The organism is Bacteroides sp. D1 (assembly GCF_000157095.2).
GTDB lineage: Bacteria > Bacteroidota > Bacteroidia > Bacteroidales > Bacteroidaceae > Bacteroides > Bacteroides xylanisolvens.
Map to the genome: position 1 here is coordinate 19,300 of NZ_JH114334.1, position 17,267 is coordinate 36,566.

General features: G+C 43.3%; 16 protein-coding genes. 6 read left to right on the forward strand and 10 right to left on the reverse strand.

The features are described 5' to 3' along the window. The first annotated feature begins 2 nt into the window (after positions 1-2). Positions 3-1,070 carry a RyR domain-containing protein gene (locus BSAG_RS16550; RefSeq protein ID WP_004313291.1) on the forward strand — a complete coding sequence of 356 codons (1,068 nt, stop codon included), beginning with the start codon at positions 3-5 and terminating at the stop codon, positions 1,068-1,070. Between the two features lie 22 nt (positions 1,071-1,092). Beyond that, positions 1,093-1,386 carry a RyR domain-containing protein gene (locus BSAG_RS16545; protein WP_004303891.1) on the forward strand — a complete coding sequence of 98 codons (294 nt, stop codon included), beginning with the start codon at positions 1,093-1,095 and terminating at the stop codon, positions 1,384-1,386. On the opposite strand, the gene BSAG_RS16540 is transcribed toward BSAG_RS16545, so the two are convergent. From BSAG_RS16540 to BSAG_RS16530, 3 genes are read right to left on the reverse strand one after another with little or no spacing between them, the layout of a single operon-like run. Then, the gene (locus tag BSAG_RS16540; RefSeq protein WP_008020292.1) at positions 1,361-4,642 is read right to left on the reverse strand and encodes a CHAT domain-containing protein; all 3,282 of its coding nucleotides are present in this window, start codon (positions 4,640-4,642) and stop codon (positions 1,361-1,363) included. The two genes, BSAG_RS16545 and BSAG_RS16540, sit on opposite strands and share 26 nt — an antisense overlap. A gap of 20 nt (positions 4,643-4,662) precedes the next feature. Continuing rightward, positions 4,663-5,331 carry a hypothetical protein gene (locus BSAG_RS16535; RefSeq protein ID WP_004310258.1) on the reverse strand — a complete coding sequence of 223 codons (669 nt, stop codon included), beginning with the start codon at positions 5,329-5,331 and terminating at the stop codon, positions 4,663-4,665. Between the two features lie 21 nt (positions 5,332-5,352). After that, positions 5,353-6,969 carry a formylglycine-generating enzyme family protein gene (locus tag BSAG_RS16530; protein ID WP_008020296.1) on the reverse strand — a complete coding sequence of 539 codons (1,617 nt, stop codon included), beginning with the start codon at positions 6,967-6,969 and terminating at the stop codon, positions 5,353-5,355. Positions 6,970-7,064: 95 nt separating this feature from the next. On the opposite strand from BSAG_RS16530, the gene BSAG_RS16525 reads away from it, so the two are divergent. Beyond that, a complete protein-coding gene (locus BSAG_RS16525) occupies positions 7,065-7,439 on the forward strand; it encodes a RidA family protein (RefSeq protein ID WP_004315314.1) in 375 nt (124 codons plus the stop codon). Here BSAG_RS16525 and BSAG_RS16520 read toward each other — a convergent pair. Continuing rightward, the gene (locus tag BSAG_RS16520; RefSeq protein WP_004303885.1) at positions 7,407-8,897 is read right to left on the reverse strand and encodes a bifunctional folylpolyglutamate synthase/dihydrofolate synthase; all 1,491 of its coding nucleotides are present in this window, start codon (positions 8,895-8,897) and stop codon (positions 7,407-7,409) included. The genes BSAG_RS16525 and BSAG_RS16520 overlap by 33 nt on opposite strands. Before the next feature lie 131 nt (positions 8,898-9,028). Here BSAG_RS16520 and BSAG_RS16515 point away from each other — a divergent pair, with 131 nt between their 5' ends. Continuing rightward, entirely contained in the window at positions 9,029-10,354 is a 1,326-nt protein-coding gene (locus BSAG_RS16515; RefSeq protein WP_004315316.1) for a PhoH family protein, read from the forward strand. A 95-nt stretch (positions 10,355-10,449) separates the two neighbouring features. Here BSAG_RS16515 and BSAG_RS16510 read toward each other — a convergent pair whose 3' ends face one another. From BSAG_RS16510 to BSAG_RS16495, 4 genes are all read right to left on the reverse strand, one after another. Further along, entirely contained in the window at positions 10,450-11,427 is a 978-nt protein-coding gene (locus BSAG_RS16510; protein WP_004317603.1) for a dihydroorotate dehydrogenase-like protein, read from the reverse strand. A 24-nt stretch (positions 11,428-11,451) separates the two neighbouring features. Continuing rightward, positions 11,452-12,120, reverse strand: a complete 669-nt coding sequence (locus BSAG_RS16505; protein WP_004317605.1) for a YggS family pyridoxal phosphate-dependent enzyme — start codon at positions 12,118-12,120, stop codon at positions 11,452-11,454. A gap of 6 nt (positions 12,121-12,126) precedes the next feature. Then, positions 12,127-12,606: a DUF4494 domain-containing protein gene (locus tag BSAG_RS16500; RefSeq protein ID WP_004296648.1), complete on the reverse strand. Its 480-nt coding sequence runs from the start codon at positions 12,604-12,606 to the stop codon at positions 12,127-12,129. Between the two features lie 83 nt (positions 12,607-12,689). Then, positions 12,690-13,253: an HdeD family acid-resistance protein gene (locus BSAG_RS16495; protein ID WP_004317609.1), complete on the reverse strand. Its 564-nt coding sequence runs from the start codon at positions 13,251-13,253 to the stop codon at positions 12,690-12,692. A gap of 137 nt (positions 13,254-13,390) precedes the next feature. Between BSAG_RS16495 and tpx the strand changes: the two genes are divergently transcribed. Both tpx and BSAG_RS16485 read left to right on the forward strand, forming a co-directional pair. Then, on the forward strand, positions 13,391-13,891 hold the full coding sequence (gene tpx / locus BSAG_RS16490; RefSeq protein ID WP_004296650.1) for a thiol peroxidase: 501 nt from the start codon (positions 13,391-13,393) through the stop codon (positions 13,889-13,891). A 190-nt stretch (positions 13,892-14,081) separates the two neighbouring features. Beyond that, a complete protein-coding gene (locus BSAG_RS16485; protein WP_004317613.1) occupies positions 14,082-14,966 on the forward strand; it encodes a DUF3078 domain-containing protein in 885 nt (294 codons plus the stop codon). A gap of 68 nt (positions 14,967-15,034) precedes the next feature. On the opposite strand, the gene BSAG_RS16480 is transcribed toward BSAG_RS16485, so the two are convergent. Together BSAG_RS16480 and BSAG_RS16475 are read right to left on the reverse strand one after the other, a co-directional pair. Then, positions 15,035-15,685 (reverse strand): DedA family protein, encoded by a 651-nt coding sequence (locus tag BSAG_RS16480; RefSeq protein ID WP_004317614.1) that lies wholly within the window; start codon positions 15,683-15,685, stop codon positions 15,035-15,037. A gap of 31 nt (positions 15,686-15,716) precedes the next feature. Continuing rightward, positions 15,717-17,168: a tetratricopeptide repeat protein gene (locus BSAG_RS16475; RefSeq protein WP_004317616.1), complete on the reverse strand. Its 1,452-nt coding sequence runs from the start codon at positions 17,166-17,168 to the stop codon at positions 15,717-15,719. Between the last annotated feature and the right edge of the window lie 99 nt (positions 17,169-17,267).

The window sequence follows — 17,267 nt, forward strand, 5'->3', positions numbered from 1 at the left end:
ATATGATAACCGAAGAATTGTTGGCTGCTTTTGAAGAAGGTAAGACGAATGCTGAAGAAACAGCTTTGGTACTTGAATATCTGGCGACTGATGAAAGTTTGCAAGAGGAATTTATCTTGTCTCAACAGTTGGATGCCATGATGGGAGCTGATGATGAAGAAACGGACTTCCTGCCAATGGCGCAGATGGCAGCCAAATCGGAAGGTAATCTTTGTGATTTCCAGTGTGAGCAGTTTATTTTGAAACGTAGAAAGATTGAATATAATTCGGATGAACTCTCGGAGGAGGCCAGGAATAACAGTTGGTTGAGGGAGAGGGGAACTCCTTTGCATAGTGTAGGCCGCCTGCTCGAACAACGCGGATTGATTGTGATGCGCAGTTATGGTTCCAGTATTGACAGTGTCATACGTGCCCTCAAGGCCGGACATGATGCGATTGTTGTGGTAAATAGTTGCCGGTTGCCGGAAAATAGCGAGGAGGAAATTGCTTATCATGCAGCAGTAGTGCTTGACGTAAATGAAGAGGAAGTGACGCTTTATGATCCTGCAACAGGAGAGGAAAGTACGGCCTATCCCAAGGATCACTTTATTGCGGCATGGAATGATGCAAAAGCGTATCTTGCGAGAGTGAAAGTGCCTGATCTGGATTATAATCCGCGGCCTATTGATCTGGAAGATGTTGAATTGAGCACTGATTTGATTGAATTGCGTGAAGCCATTGCTGAAAATGCGCACGAAATCTGGGCCGACCAGCGCCAGGAAGAGGGATGGACTTATGGACCGCAGAGGGATGACGAGAAGAAAGAGACTCCGGACATGGTGCCTTATTCCATGCTTCCTTATTCGGAAAAAGAATATGATCGACGTATGGCGTTTGATACGATCAAGCTGATGAAAAAGCTGGGGTATAGTATTATCAAACAGGGCGATACGGCTCTTCATAATGAGCTGATGAGAAAATTGAAGAATGAAAGTGATGCCAAAGTCTGTGAATGTGGTGCGTCTATTTTTATGGACCAAATCTATTGCAGTCATTGTGGTAAAAAGATAGATTGGAAATTGTTCCGCTAATATATAAATAATGAATCATAAAATGAAAGAGTATATTCCCAATCCGGTGGATACAGGACATATCCAACTCCCGAAGGAGTTGGAATATTTGGTAGAAGAGATGGCTAAGAATGTTCATGAAGTCTGGTCGAAAACCAGAATAGAACAAGGTTGGACGTATGGAAAAAAGCGGGATGATGTGTTGAAGCAGCATCCGTGCCTGGTTCCGTATGAAGAATTACCTGAAGAAGAAAAGGTGTACGACAGAAATTCTTCGGTGGAAACCTTGAAACTGATTATGAAACTAGGGTTCAAGATTTCGAAGGATGAGGAATAGGCGATTTGCCTGCATCCAACAAGATAAATGGTGCCCAATATTTACTGTCTGCATATCCGTTCTCACGAAGGTACTGTTGCGCTTTTATAAGAGCCTGTCGTTCGGATAACCCTGAAATGATGTTCTCATAGAATTTAGTCATGAGAAGCATGGAGGCCTGGTCGTCAACAGCTGAAAGTGTCATGAGGATGGTTTGTACTCCTGCATTCTTAAAGCCTCGTTGAAGACCGAAAAGACCATCCGCACCAAGAGTACCTTGACCGGTGTTGCAGGCAGAAAGAACAACCATACGACAACCGCGGAGGTTTAGTGTACTGATTTCATCTGCACGGAGCAGTCCGTCATTATTCTCTTCCGTGGCATTGGCGCCGGACATAATCAGGAAGCAATGCTTCATCGCATCATCGGCTTCACGTTGCTTCAATTCTTTATAGTCTCCGTGAGTAGCTATGTGAATCAACGAAACAGCTTTGCCGTCGAGTGCCCGGAACTGCTTTTCAGTTCCGTTTTCACCTACGAATAGATTGGTTTTAATCTTCTTTTCTTTCAACAGGGAATTTACGTTATTTACTTCATTGAGCGTATATGGTAACTCATGATACCCATTCTGTCCGTTACGGAATTTCCCGGAGTTATGATCTGTAGAAACAATATTGCGAACTTTGGTTGAAGCCATTTCGTAGTCTAATCCTCCGAAAAGTGCGGCTGATGAGTAGTTCAGCGAAGCTCTATCGAGTGCGATTTCTTTTGTTGACGATAAACGATAGACGGCTTTCTGGAATGCTAATGGCAGGTTACCCGCTCCATACGGAAGATATTCTACGGGTAGCTGATGAAGTATCCCGTCAGGTGAAAAATAAATAGTATCTGCTTTGCTGATATATTCATCCAGCGCTCTCCAGAAATGTGCCCCGTTTTCGGTTGTGGTGAAAGCCGTAGGCGATTGCATCTCTTTCGATAGCAATTTCTGACTCATTAACTTGATTGCGGTGGGAGACACGTCACCCGGACGAAGTACGAAAGCGGTCAGGTGTTTGTCCGGAGCTAGTAGTTCATCGTCTATGAGAGCAAATTCTATGGCGATGGAGTTTCCATGCAGATGCTTTTGTACGTCCTGCCATTTGACAGAAAGATAACGGGTATAGTCGCCGAAATCAGTAGATTTTCGCATCAAGTCCAGTTGCAGCTGTTCATACTCCTCTTTCTGGCGGATGATATTTTTCCGTGCTTCCGTCTGATTGGTTGCATTCGGGAGTTCACTTTGCATGGATAAAATTTGTTCCGCCATAAGGGTAGCCTTGTTGTATTGGTCGAGCAGGGATTTATCTCCCGAAGCGCGGATCAGAGACTCCAGTTCAATAGACGAATTGAGCATAATACCTTTTGAAAACAATAATGCATCGTAACCTAACCGGGCAAAACGTTGTTTTTGTTCAGGTGTACCTGTTGCGGCGATATTGGCTGCACGGAGGGGAATACTGTCCAGTGAGGAACGGATATCCTTCCAGAATGCCAGGCGTTCATCGGCTTTCGAGAGACGGAAAAGATTACGCAGCGCGGTTATTTCGCTGGAGAGGAAAGGTTCCATATAGGCTAATGCCTTGTCGGTCTGTCCTTGGGTATAGTAGATGTCAGCGATAGTCCCTAATGCGGAGACATACATCAAACCGTCTTCTCCCCATTGCAGGCGATAAGCGTCCAATTGTTCAAGATTCTCTTTCAATAGCCTGTTTAAAACCGCCATTCGTTGACGTTCGGCATCCTGTTCTGTCTGCCTGGCTGCTGTCTCATTGCCCATCATGGTGTGGCAACGATTCAGACTGCTAAGTGCATCCTGATATTTTACATCACTGCCGGGAAGAATTTTGTAAATGTCTGCAGCCTGTTGGTAGTTTGCTGCTGCTTCTGCATATTGTTTTTGTCGGTATAAGATACTGCCTCTGGAACGCAGAATTTCCCCCATCTTATCTGACTTATCACCCGTCGGAAGCAGTTTTTCGGCTTTTGTGAGTATTTCGAGGGCTTTTCCGTACTCCTTGGTGAATCCGTAGTTACGGCACAATGCAACGGAGGCGTCTACATATTTGTCCAGTTTGTCCGGCAACATCTGTGCATAAACCGACAGTGCCTGGTTGAGCATACGATTGGAGGCCTCATACTTGGCGGCAATGCTATAATTGAGTCCGCCCAGATAAGATTCCAATGCAAATTTAGCCTGTTCGGCAGGATTGTTGCGAAGGATGTCTGCTGCCAGTTCGTAGTATTCGCCGGCAGATGCGTGATCTTGTATTCCGGAAAGAAATTGCGCATAGTTGTGGCGTACTTTAAAAACAATCTCCTTATCAGTATTCACATCGCATTTCTTTAAAGCATCCAGAAAATGTGCCCTTGCCTTATCATTGTTACCTATGCTGGCAAAATACTGGGCACGCTCGGTCAGGCAATCAGGTTCGTCGCAAGGCTTTTCCAATTCTTTTTTATTGTGAGCTTCTACCAATTTCATGTATTCTAATACTTTCGGCTGATTGTTCAGTTCCACGTAGATGGATGATATCCAATCGAGAAGTTGCTCGTATTCTTTTGAATCGTCAGGAAAGATGTTGAAGGCCTGCTCATAATAAGTGACTCCTACATCTTTACGTCCCGACAGGTAGTACAACGAACCTATCTGCTGGAGTTGACGGGCAACTGAAAGGGACTTTTCGCCATACATCTTTTTACTGATGGCTATTTCCTCTTCTACGATGGCACTTGCTTTGTCCATTTCTCCTAAAGCTATGTAGCAGCGGGCGAGATTGATATGAAACATGAATGCCTGTTCAGGACGGGGCTGAATGCGACTGCACAGTTCCCATGTCTTGCCATGAATTTCTGCTGCTTTAGGATAGTCTTTTGCAACAGTCAGGTAGTAGAGTCCTGTGTTGTTCAGGGAGGAAATGTATTTGATATTTGTTTCGCCCAGTATGGTCTTGCGCATATCTGCTGCCATTTGTGTATAGGTTAGTCCTTCGGGACGTTCCAGATTCAGATAACAACGGCCGAGAATGTGCAGGCAGGTAGCGCGTTCCGCACTCTGTGTCTTTCCTGTTTTGACATATAATTCATCCGCTTGTTTCAGTTTGGTAATGGCAGTTGGGTAATCTTGTTTACTTTCTAGTTTTTGAGCTTCTTCAACCAGTAGGTCGGCTTGGCTTGTAGTCTGTGAGTAGGCTGTCAGACATAGACAGGCTAATAGAGATAGAATGAATTGTCGCATATAATAGAGATTTTAGTGGATTAAAATAAGATCAAGGCAAAGCTCCCGTCTCTCTTGCTTTTATTGGTGATCGAGACGATGATTTTATATCGTTCATCCGAGCTAACCTTTTCTTTTCGGAAGGGAAGACCTTTCCGGACGCTGTCATTACATTTGTATTCCCGTTCACTTTTCGATTGATAACCGATTGTCTTTATTTTCCAACTGAAAGAGCGATTCACCTCTGCCACACAGCCTATCTGCGAGGTTCCCGAACAGCTCGGAATCTCGAAAGTACAGGTCTGACCGGCAGCCACCATTTTGGTATCTAATCTTACTTTGTTGGCGGAGTCCTTATCACCTCTCATCCTCGCTTCTGCCGCATACTTGTCCGCAATTTCATAGATTGTTTCATTATCAACGCAGGCTTGAATGAATTCGTAGTCAAATACCAGATGTCCTTTCAGGCTCAAGACATCGCCCTTGGTTTGTTTGACGGTTAATGGGATAGGGGCTGCATCACGCAGCGTTTTGCTTACTGCCAGCAGTTGTTCGCCACTGGCAAAGCCGCCGTCCAATGCTTCACATGCTTTCTTACAGGCGTCGAACACCGTTTCAAAGGGTGTCGTTGTCTGTGCATTGGCACTCATTTGCCCTCCGATGGAAAAAAACAGGAGGATGAATACTCTGAAAATAGTTTTCCTGCTCATTTTTATTCTGCATTCATAGTGTTATTGAATAGGATTAAGTACCACACGAAATCCGATATGTGGTTCTGATGTATCGTAAGTCTGTACGCTACGATGGCGAATGTCCATATCACGTTCGTTGGCCAGGTAGCTGCCTCCTCTCACTATCTTTTTATGGTGTCCGGGATTCTCTGCCGGACCTTGGGGATCTGTGACCCGTGTATTTTCATACCGGCTCATCCAGTCTGTACACCATTCGGCGGCGTTGCCTGACATGTCGTATAAATCGAATCCGTTTTCGCGTTTCTCGCCAACGGGATGCAGGCGTTCATTGGCATTGGAGGCATAGTAGGCTACATCACGAATGTTGTCTGAACCGGCATAAGGATAGCTTTCGCCTCCGGCGGCTGCATACTCCCATTGCGCCTCCGTAGGGAGGGAAAAAGGTAAACCGGTGAGCTTGTTCAGTTTCTTGGTGAAGGCCTCTGCATCATTCCACGTTATATGTGTCATAGGCAGCATGCCTTCTTCCGTAACAATGGAGTCATTCATAATGGCATACCACAACGAACGTGTTACTTCGTATTTACACATATAATAATCGGAACTTAATACAACGGTGTGCTGCGGTGAGTCATATCCTTTTCCCATAGTTTTCCCCATGATGAATTCTTTGTTTTTGGCCGGAATCAGCAGCATATTATTCATCATGTCCACCAGGGAGCGGAGCTGGGGCAGTGTGATTGTGGGATTCCATTTTACGTCTACCCATTCTTTCTCTCTGTCTTTTATATCCCTGTTTCCGGTGTTGTTTACGGAAGCGCGTCCGTCATTCCGGAGTGCATTGAATTCATGCAGGATGGAGTCGCATGTAGATTTCAAAGGACTGTCCGGGTGTTTCTTTATGAAACTACTATAATCGTCATAAGTGCGGCAATCCTTGAATTCCAGTTTTTGTTCTGCCGTTCTTTGGATGGAAGTATAAGTTTTGCTTCCTGCTACTATTAATGATAGAGCAATGAAAGTCATCACAAGCCATTTGGCAGATACATAAGAAGGTTTTGATAACATTTGTTTCAGGAGGTCACCCTTTATATCTTTGAATCGGGCTACTCGTGAGTTGCTGTAAAATACAGCTTGAAAATCTTTTAATCCGCTAATGTCCGGTGGTAGTTGCAGGGTGGCGAAATCATAGCTTTCACTTTCCTGCGGAGCAATCGGAATGATATTTATCTGTTTGGGGTTTCTACTCCGGCGGTGTAACGCACGGCCTAATTCTATCCGGACAAAATCGATTTCTCCGGTATGGCTGATCTGCTTAATTTCCGTTTCAAACTCTTCATAGGTCAAGGATGCCATCCGTTCGTAGAAAGCCACTTCTTCCATGTCCCATGTTGCTTTTTCGCCTGTCTCGACCGCTTCTTCATTGAGCGGGCGGATCGTTGTAAACGTCTCCGGCACCATAAACATAATGAAGTCTTTGCACTCATCAATACGGCGAATCAACTCAACATCAAACCGACCGTTTAAATTGTCTTTATCAAAGCTCACCCTTTTGCGGAATCCGGATTCTTCCAGCATCAGTTGTAGCATTTCAGGCTTGTCGCCCGAACATCTTTTACGGTAACTTATGAATATGTCGTAATTATGCTTGCTCATCAGCTGCTAAGATAATAAAAAGAAACAGATTTGTCAATCTTACTCGAAATTTATTTTTATCTTTGAAATTCGGTAAACAGAAAAAAGAAATATATATGAAAAAAGTAATTTGCAGTGAGAAAGCTCCGGGGGCTATCGGCCCTTATAGTCAGGCGATAGAAGCCAATGGTATGGTATTTGTGTCCGGTCAGTTGCCTATTGATGCCGCTACGGGACAGATGGCTGAAGGGATAGAAGGACAGGCTCGCCAGTCGTTGGAGAATATCAAACACATTCTTGAAGAAGCAGGATTGACAATGGGAAACATTGCCAAAACCACTGTCTTTCTTCAGGATATGTCCCTGTTTGCAGGGATGAACGGTGTGTATGCCACGTATTTTGACGGAGCCTTTCCGACACGTTCGGCGGTTGCCGTAAAAGCTCTGCCAAAGGATGCGTTAGTAGAGATTGAGTGTATCGCGGTTCGCTAACAAATCTGCGACAATGAAACTGCTGCCTCCTACAAAGATCAGATCTTTGGGGGGGCAGTTCTTTTTTGCCGCCTGTACAGCTTCTACAACAGTGGGGTAGGTGGTACCTTTCAATCCGGCTTCTTCTGCCAATGCCAGTAGTTCATTTTCCGGAAGCGCGCGTTTAACGCTTGCTTTGGTAAAATAATAGGTGGCATATTTCGGCAATGCTCGCAGAACCCCCCGGATGTCTTTGTCATTGACCATGCCGAATACAATATGGATCTCCTGATCGAAGGTTTTGTGAATGGCATTGAGCTGTACATGGATATATTCGATTCCATCAACATTATGTCCCGTGTCACAGATAATATCCGGATAGCTGTGTACTTTCTGCCAACGCCCCATCAGACCGGTGAGCTGACATACGTTTGCAAGACCTGCGCGATAGTCCTGGGATCTGATGTTGTAGTTCAGACGGGTCAGTGTCGCAAGGGCTTTTAGGATGGTAAACATATTTTCGAATTGGTAAGCTCCGCTCAACTCTGTGAAAAGTCCGAAAGGAAACATCTCATTGTGGATTTTGATAGCATCTTTTCTTTTGTCGAGTATCTGGTCTAGCGTACGTAGACTGTCTGACAGGTCTAACATGAGTAATGCTTGCCGCATCTGGTTTGCCTCTTCTTCTGATTGTTCGTCCATTGCTTCGATCATTTCGTGCATGCTCTGAATTGTGTTGTCCATCATCGGTCTTATTTCTTGCAATTTCGAATAAGGAACTATTTCCATGTCCCAGTACCGGGCATTTTCACGGGCATATTCGATAGGCGCATTCTTTTCTTTAGCTTTCATGGTAAATACACGTTTCACTGCCCCTTGGGCTCTGCCGATAACGACCGGAACTCCTTCTTTGATAATTCCGGCTTTCTCTTTGGCAATCTTCGTCAGCGTGTCACCCAGATATTGAGTGTGGTCGAGGCCTATGTTGGTGATAACACACAAATCCGGATGGATGATATTCGTACAGTCCAATCTTCCGCCCATGCCTACTTCGATAACTGCTACATCTACTTTCTGGTCGGCAAAATAACGGAATGCCATAGCGGTGGTCAGTTCGAAGAATGAAGGGTGCAGCGGCTCGAAGAAAGAGCGATGCTCTTCTACGAAATTGACTACATACTCTTCCGGTATCATCTCACCGTTGATACGGATACGTTCGCGGAAGTCGATTAAATGAGGGGAGGTGAATAGTCCTACCCGGTAACCGGCGCACTGCAATACGGCTGCGATGGTATGTGAACAGGATCCTTTTCCATTGGTTCCGGCGATATGTATCGTCTTGAATTGTTGATGAGGATGCCCAAAATGTTCATCCAATTTGTGTGTGGTCTCTAAACCCGGCTTATATGCTTTGCCTCCTATTTGTTGAAACATTGGCGCACTCTCATATAAGTACTTTAAAGTGTTCTGATAGTCCATGTTTTATAATATTTAACGTCGGGCAATCTTTATTGCCCACTAATTTGTTTATCTTTAGAACCGTCAATCTGACTATAAATGGGGGATTGGCGAATGAGATTGCAAATATCAACATTTAAATCTAAGAAATCATGGGAACTAAGAAAAATTTTGTGCTAGACACAAATGTTATTCTTCACGACTACAATTGCTTGAAGAATTTTCAGGAAAATGATATTTACCTCCCTCTTGTTGTACTCGAAGAACTGGATAAGTTCAAAAAAGGAAACGAGCAGATAAATTTCAATGCTCGTGAGTTCGTGCGCGAATTGGATGTGCTGACAAGCGACGAGCTTTTCTCCGACGGAGTGAAGCTTGGCGAAGGATTGGGACGTCTGTTTGTCGTGACAAGCAATGTGCCGGCTGCCAAAGTGTGGGAATCGTTTCCTATAAAGAAACCCGATCATTTGATTTTGGCGGCAACCGAATACCTGACCGACAAGTATCCGAAAATGAAATCTATCTTAGTGACCAAAGATGTGAATCTGCGCATGAAAGCCCGTTCAATCGGTCTGCTTTGCGAAGATTATATTACGGATAAGGTGGTAAATGTAGATGTGTTCGAGAAATCTAATGAGATTTTCGAAAATGTAGATCCTGCATTGATTGACCGTATTTATTCTTCAAAAGAAGGTATTGACTTGAGTGAATTCGACTTTAAGGATTTGATTCATCCCAATGAATGTTTTGTATTGAAGAGTGACCGGAATAGTGTATTGGCACGCTATAATCCTTTTACCCATTCTATTATCCGCGTGATGAAGGGTAAGAATTATGGAATTGAACCCCGGAATGCGGAACAGAGTTTTGCTTTTGAGATCCTGAATGATCCGAATATCAAACTGGTAGCTCTGACAGGAAAAGCAGGAACAGGTAAGACTTTGCTGGCTTTGGCTGCTGCTTTGGGCAAGCTGACGGATTACAAACAGATTTTGCTAGCACGTCCTGTTGTGGCGCTTTCCAATAAGGATATCGGTTTCCTTCCGGGAGATGCACAAGAGAAAGTAGCTCCTTATATGCAACCATTATTTGACAATCTGAACGTGATAAAACGTCAGTTTGCAGCAAACTCTACCGAAGTGAAGCGCATAGAAGATATGCAGAAAAGCGAACAGCTGGTGATTGAAGCTCTGGCATTTATCCGTGGTCGTAGTTTGAGCGAAATGTATTGCATCATTGACGAAGCGCAGAATCTGACCCCAAATGAAATAAAGACAATCATCACCCGTGCAGGCGAAGGTACGAAGATGGTATTTACGGGAGATATCCAGCAGATTGACCAACCTTATCTGGATAGTCAGTCCAATGGCTTGGTATATATGATTGATCGTATGAAAGACCAGAATATCTTTGCACACGTCAATTTGCTGAAAGGTGAACGAAGTGAATTGAGTGAACTGGCAAGCAACCTGCTGTAGGAAATGAAGAATGAAAAATGAAGAATGAAGAATTTACTATGCAGCATAATAGCGCAGCTTATTCTTCATTCTTCATTTTTCATTCTTCATTTGCCTTATTCTTTCTTTCCGAAATATTTAAGGAACTGTGTACGTTCAAACGTATTGACGCCTTTAATATCTTTGATATTCAGTTTGCCTTTGAATTGAGCTATATTTTCGAATCCTTTGCGTTCCATCCATGCAGAGAGGAAGCGGTTGGCTTCTCCAATAAATGCGTTTGTATTCAGATAGACTGCGCTACATACTTCTACGGCTGAAGCACCGGCAAGGATCGCTTTCACTACTGATTCAGCATTGGCAACACCACCGGAAGCCGCATAGTCGATCTTATCTACTACTGCAGATGCAATTCCAATCCAGCGGAGCGGATTGGCGAGGTCGGAAGCATTGCTGAATATTTCTCCTGAAATATGCTCCATCTTTTCGATGTTGATGTCCGGTTGATAGAAGCGGTTGAAGAGAACAACTGCGGCTGCACCGTTGGCATACAACTGATCGATTAATACCACAGGATTGGTCAGGTTATCACCCAGCTTCATGATAACGGGAATGTTAACCGTCTGCTTGATGCGGCGGAGAATGTCGATGTGGCGTTGTTCGAATGAACCGTATGTATATTGCAGTTCTGATTGCAAGGCGAGGATATTGATTTCCAATGCGTCGGCACCAGCCTCTTCAATTTTCTTTGCAAAGTCGATCCATTCAGAATCAGTGTAGCAGTTGATGCTGGCAATGATAGGAATGGGGCATACCTTTTTGCTTTCTTTTATTAAAGTCAGGTATTCAGATAACTTGTGCTCACGGATATATTCTTCCAGATAGTCACTGGCTTCGGGATAGAATGCCGGGTCTTTCAGTTGATCTGCTTCCAGCATGATCTGTTCCTCAAACAGTGATTTCAGAACGATAGCACCGGCACCATCTTCGGCCAATTTTTTGTTTTTGCCGACACTGTTGGTCAGCCCTGAGCTACTGATGATGATAGGGTTTCTAAGAGAAAGCCCTGCGAAAGTAGTTTTTAAATCGGTCATAGCAATATGTTTTTTAATACTTAATCAATAATTTCTTTCTCCGAAAATCTTGCTTCCTACTCGTACCAGCGTACTTCCTGCGGCAATGGCTTCGTGATAGTCATGTGACATTCCCATTGATAGTTCGCAGAAGGTATCAGAGTGGGTGAACCAAGTTGTTTTTATCTCGTTAAAGAGTCTATTTAGTGAACAAAATTCCCGGTTGATTTGTTCAATACAATCGGTGTTGCTGGCCATACCCATTAATCCGCAGATGCGCACATGAGTCAGCTCTTTCCATTCTCCGACATTCAGCATCTCTTTACATTCTTCGGGACTGAAACCAAATTTGGTTTCTTCCTGCGCAACGTGAATCTGCAACAGGCAGTTCACAGTACGTCCGGCCTTGACAGCTTGTTTGTTGACTTCGGCCAGTAGTTTATAACTATCAATTCCATGAATCATCGCTACGTATGGTATCATGTATTTGATTTTATTCGTTTGCAGGTGCCCGATAAAATGCCATTCGATATCTTTCGGCAAACTTTCGTATTTAGCTGTCATTTCCTGCACTTTGCTTTCTCCAAAAATACGCTGTCCCGCCTGATATGCTTCTTCTATCGCTTCGTTGGGATGGAATTTTGAGACAGCAACCAGCCGGACTCCTTGAGGGAGTTCGGCCAGCACTTGCTTTAAATTGTCAGCAATACTCATTGTTACTTATGCTTTTGACGGATCAAATTCCGGTTTGTCATTCGGTTCGGCGCTGTAAGGATATACATCCATGAGCGGAGTTTCGGATACCATACCGATCTGATAATCTGCCATGGTTCCTTTCATGCCCTCATCCAGCTTTTTCACTGCATCACGCAAGTCGGCAGCTTGTACCAATACTTGAGTAGAAGTCTTTTTTTCCGCACCGCTTTTTTCATCGAGCGTGATAAAAATAAGTTTGCATTTGAACCAGCGGTCGGCACTTTCTTCGTCACTGGGGAATAATTCGCTATAGTTGGCACGTTTGATGTCCGAAACGGTAAATTCTCCGGAGATAAACGGAGTCATTTCTTCGATAATCCGTGCTTCTGCTTCTGTAAAGCTGAGTGCATCAACAAGATAAGGTTCAGTTACTTTCTTCTGCATTCCGTTTTCCATTACTTTCTCATAACGGATCTTGCACTCAAACCATGTATGCATTGCCATAATTTTCTTCCTTTTTAATTAATTGATTCATGTAAATTGCCTACAAAGATAAACAAAATACCAAAGTAAGTGCCGAAAGATTTTTATTTTCTTTTATGCAGATTTTTTAGTTCAAATGAAAGCATGACACGGAAAAGTCCGATGATGAGGAAAGTAAAAGAAATCATGTAGACTGCGTAGAGTGCTCCTATGGCGGGTTGCCATAATATTAAAAGGGAACACAGAATGGCAAGGATACCGAAAGCCATGTACCAGCCCCAGTCGCGGGTTCCGTAACGTTTCAAGTCGATGGAATAGCCGGTGGAGGAGAAGCCGCGGAACATAAGCCAGAAAGCTATGATAAAAGGAATGACTTCCATGCTGACCATTGGGTAGGCAATCAGGTAGATACCCAGAACAAGGTCGATCAGTCCGCCTACGATATACCATCCCCAGCTCGGGACACCTTTCCGGTTGCTAAAAGCGAAGATAATTTCTAAAATACCGCTTATCAACATCGATACGCTGAAAATGATACTTAAAGCTACATAGGTGCTCACGGGTGAGAACATGAGCCAAAGGGCTACAATGATATACACGATTCCCAAAAGAAGAGAAGTCCACCAATTTTTTACTGAATGTTGAATCTCATTGAATACAGTTTCCATACATTTTATATTTTAAATTGAATACTAGGGTGATTTCGTTGTGGAATAACAAATTCAATTTAGAAAAGGTTTTCCGTGAACATATTTGGGGGAATCGTTGTTTCCTATATAAAGTAAATTTTAAATATAGATGCATTATGGCAACAACAAATTTCAAAGGACAACCGGTGAAACTAATCGGTGAATTTATACAAGTAGGTAAGGTAGCTCCTGACTTCGAGCTGGTAAAAACAGATTTATCTTCTTTCTCTCTGAAAGATTTGAATGGTAAAAATGTGATTTTAAATATTTTCCCCAGTCTGGATACCAGCGTATGTGCAACCTCTGTACGTAAGTTTAATAAGATGGCTGCCGGACTGAAAGATACGGTAGTATTGGCTATCTCTAAGGACCTTCCTTTTGCGCACGGTCGTTTCTGTACAACGGAAGGTATTGAAAATGTAATTCCACTGTCTGATTTCCGCTTCTCTGATTTCGACGAAAGTTACGGAGTGCGTATGGCAGATGGTCCGTTAGCAGGACTTTTGGCCCGTGCGGTAGTTGTGATTGGCAAGGATGGCAAGATTGCTTATACGGAACTTGTTCCTGAAATTACCCAGGAGCCTGACTATGATAAAGCCTTAGCTGCTGTAAAGTAATATAGAATATGGAGTATTAAGTATTAGGTATTAACTATTAGTTGCAGCTAATAAACGAATACGGCTAATACTTAATATTGCTCTTATCTTAAAGATTTTGACCTAATGGGAACTGGTAAAAAGGCTTGGTAAACTGCCAAGGCTCCGTTCTTGTTAGGTTGTGTTTTTTCTACACTAAACCTCAACTATCATGAACAAGATGAAAACTTTATTCATCACCCTGCTATGTATGGGTGCTGGAACCTTGTCGGCTCAAACTGCCGATAGTACACAAACTTCTCCCTGGACAAAAGAAGGATTTGCCGGACTGAAACTGACACAGGTGAGCCTGACTAACTGGGCTGCCGGAGGTGATAACTCTGTTGCCTTTGACTTGCAGGGCACTTATCAGATTAATTATAAGAAAGGAAAACATTTGTGGAATAATCGTATCGAACTGGCTTATGGATTGAATAAGACCGGTGACGACGGAACCAGGAAGGCTAATGATAAGATTTATTTGAATACGAATTATGGCTATGCTATTGCCAAAAGTTGGTATGCCAGCGCATTCGCCACTTTCCAGACGCAGTTCTCTCCCGGATATGACTATTCCGTCAATAAGGATGTTGCTATCTCCGAATTTATGGCTCCCGCTTATTTGACTACCGGTTTGGGCTTTACTTATGATCCCGGTAAGATATTTACCGTTGTATTGTCTCCTGCTGCATGGCGCGGAACATTTGTTCTCAATGACCGTCTCTCGGACGAAGGAGCCTATGGAGTGGATCCGGGCAAACACCTGTTATCCAGCTTCGGTGCTAACTTGAAAGGGGAAGCCAAATATGAATTTTTGAAGAATATGACAGTATATTCGCGTTTGGATTTATATTCCGATTATCTGCATAAACCATTGAACATAGATGTGAACTGGGAAGTGCAAATAAATATGATTATCAATAAATGGTTTTCAACCACGCTCACTACTAACCTGATGTATGACGATGATGTGAAGATTGTACAAAAGGATGGTACCAAAGGATCTCGTGTACAATTTAAAGAGATCTTGGGAGTGGGAGTTCAATTCAATTTCTAAGGATTGGTTTTTAAGTATTAGGTATTAAGTATTAGTCATGGTAATACTTAATACCTAATACTTAATACTTATTTTTTCTTCTTCTTCTTCAGTCCTTTATAAGCCAGGAATCCGATGACCAATACCACCACTGCTATAATGACATAGCCGATTTCGTGGCTGTATGTGGTTGCCATTACATAGACGTCATTAGTGGTTTTGAGGTCTGTAAACCGGTAGATCAGGTATCCGAGTAGAGCCAATATACTGTTCCATATCGCAGCGCCGAGAGTGGTGTAAAGTAGGAAAGGTCCTAATTTCATGCCGGCTAATCCTGCGGGAATACTGATAAGTTGGCGTACAGCCGGAATGAGACGGCCAAAGAAAGTGGAGGCTGCACCGTGCTTTCTGAAATATTCTTCTGCATGGTGTACTTTTTCCTCGTCAATAAGGCACATGTGCCCTAAACGGCTGTTGGCGAATTTATAGACAATAGGACGACCCAGCCAACGCGCCAGGTAATAATTTACTAATGCACCGATATCTGCTCCTATGGTGGCAAATAGGACCACGAGAAAGATATTCATACTGTCGTCTGCCATAGCTTTCCATGCGGCAGGTGGCACTACGGCTTCCGAGGGGAAGGGAATAAAAGAACTTTCGATAGCCATAAAAATGGTGACTACCCAATAGTTCAAATTTTCTAATACCCATTTAAGAAGTTCTGCTACTGATTCCATGTTTTTTGAGGATAGAATTTATTAATCTGATTTATTTTTTCCCTTTCTTCTTTTTCTTATTCTCCTTTTTCATGCGTTCCCACACTTCTTTGAGAGTTCTTTCATCTTCCTCTCTATGTTCGGGACTATTTAACAGATCCAGAATCATATCTTCTTCCAGTGGATGTTCACATTCTTTGTTGTATTTAAAGAAGTTGTCGATTTCACCGTGCATGAGGCAAAGCACACTCAATTTCTCCGTCACATCTTCGTATTTCGGATTCATCTGGTACGCTTTTTCAAAGTATTCTTTGGCTTCTATCAGATAGTCGCTTTCCGAATAAGCAGAGGCGATCATATACCACATTTCTATGTTAGAGTTAATCTCTATCGCTTTTTCGAAAGACAAGGCTGCTTCGTCTTCCAGCTCCTCTGCCAGATATAGTTTTCCCTCTGTCAGATAAATCAATCCTTCATTCGGGTTTATCTCTTTGGCTTTCTCGCAGAGCTGATGTGCTTCTTCATATCTTTCCAGATGAGACAGGGCGAAGGCTTTGCTGGTATATGTGTCTATTAATAGGACAGACTGTCTGTCTCCGTCTTCTTCAAAACGTGCGATTACTTTGTCGTAATAGTCATCGGCTTTCTGCCATTCTTCTTTATTGCCGTAGGATATTCCCATGAACATATAACCCAGTTCAGGGGGGATGGATTTAAGTTCGATCGCTTTTTGGTAATTCTCGATGGCATCATCCGAATTGTTCAGATAGAAAAAACAATGCGCTTTATAAGCGTAGGCTTCTCCACACTGATCGTCGGCTGCCAACGCAAAATCACAGGCTTCGATGGCTTTGTCTATTTGTTCCTGAACAAAGTAACATTTCACCAGCCCCATCCAGTAGGAAGGGTTGAAAGGGGATTTGTCGATGAGTTTGTTGTAATAGATGATGGCCGATTCTACTTGGTGGGTCGATGCCAGATAATCGGCTGTGAGGGCCATATATTCTTCATCTTCGGCATAACGCGATTTACCTCGGTCGAGCCATTCTTTGGCTGCGTCCGGGTATCCCATGTCCAGATAGAGAAATACGACATCAATGATTGTTTCCAGTTCGTCGGCATCCGCTATCGTACTTAATAGCCATTGGGCTTCTTCCAGTTTTCCTCCATTCAGCAATAGTTCGGCTTTCAGCAGTTTCACTTCCGAGTCAAAATCTTCGGTGATGGAATCTGCTACTTTCTTTGCTTTTTGCAGTTTTTGGGTGTCCAGGTAGAGATAGGCTTGTTCGATGAGTAAAGCTGTATTTCCCGGATGTATCTTAAGTCCGTAGGTGATTACTTCTTGTGCTTCTTCAAATTTCCGTTCGGAGGCATACCAGTCGGCGATGTCGGCCAGTTGGTCAGCATCCAGATAAAGTTGTCGGTTTTCTGCTTTTGCTTTTTCGTAGTTTGTGATAAGTGTGGCTAGTTGCTTTTTGGCTGATGGTGAGTTCTTTCTACCCATTTTTATTAATTTTGTTCACCACAGATTACACGGATTAACACAGATTAGAGAAATAAAGAATAAAAATCTGTGTTAATCCGTGTAATCTGTGGTGAAAGG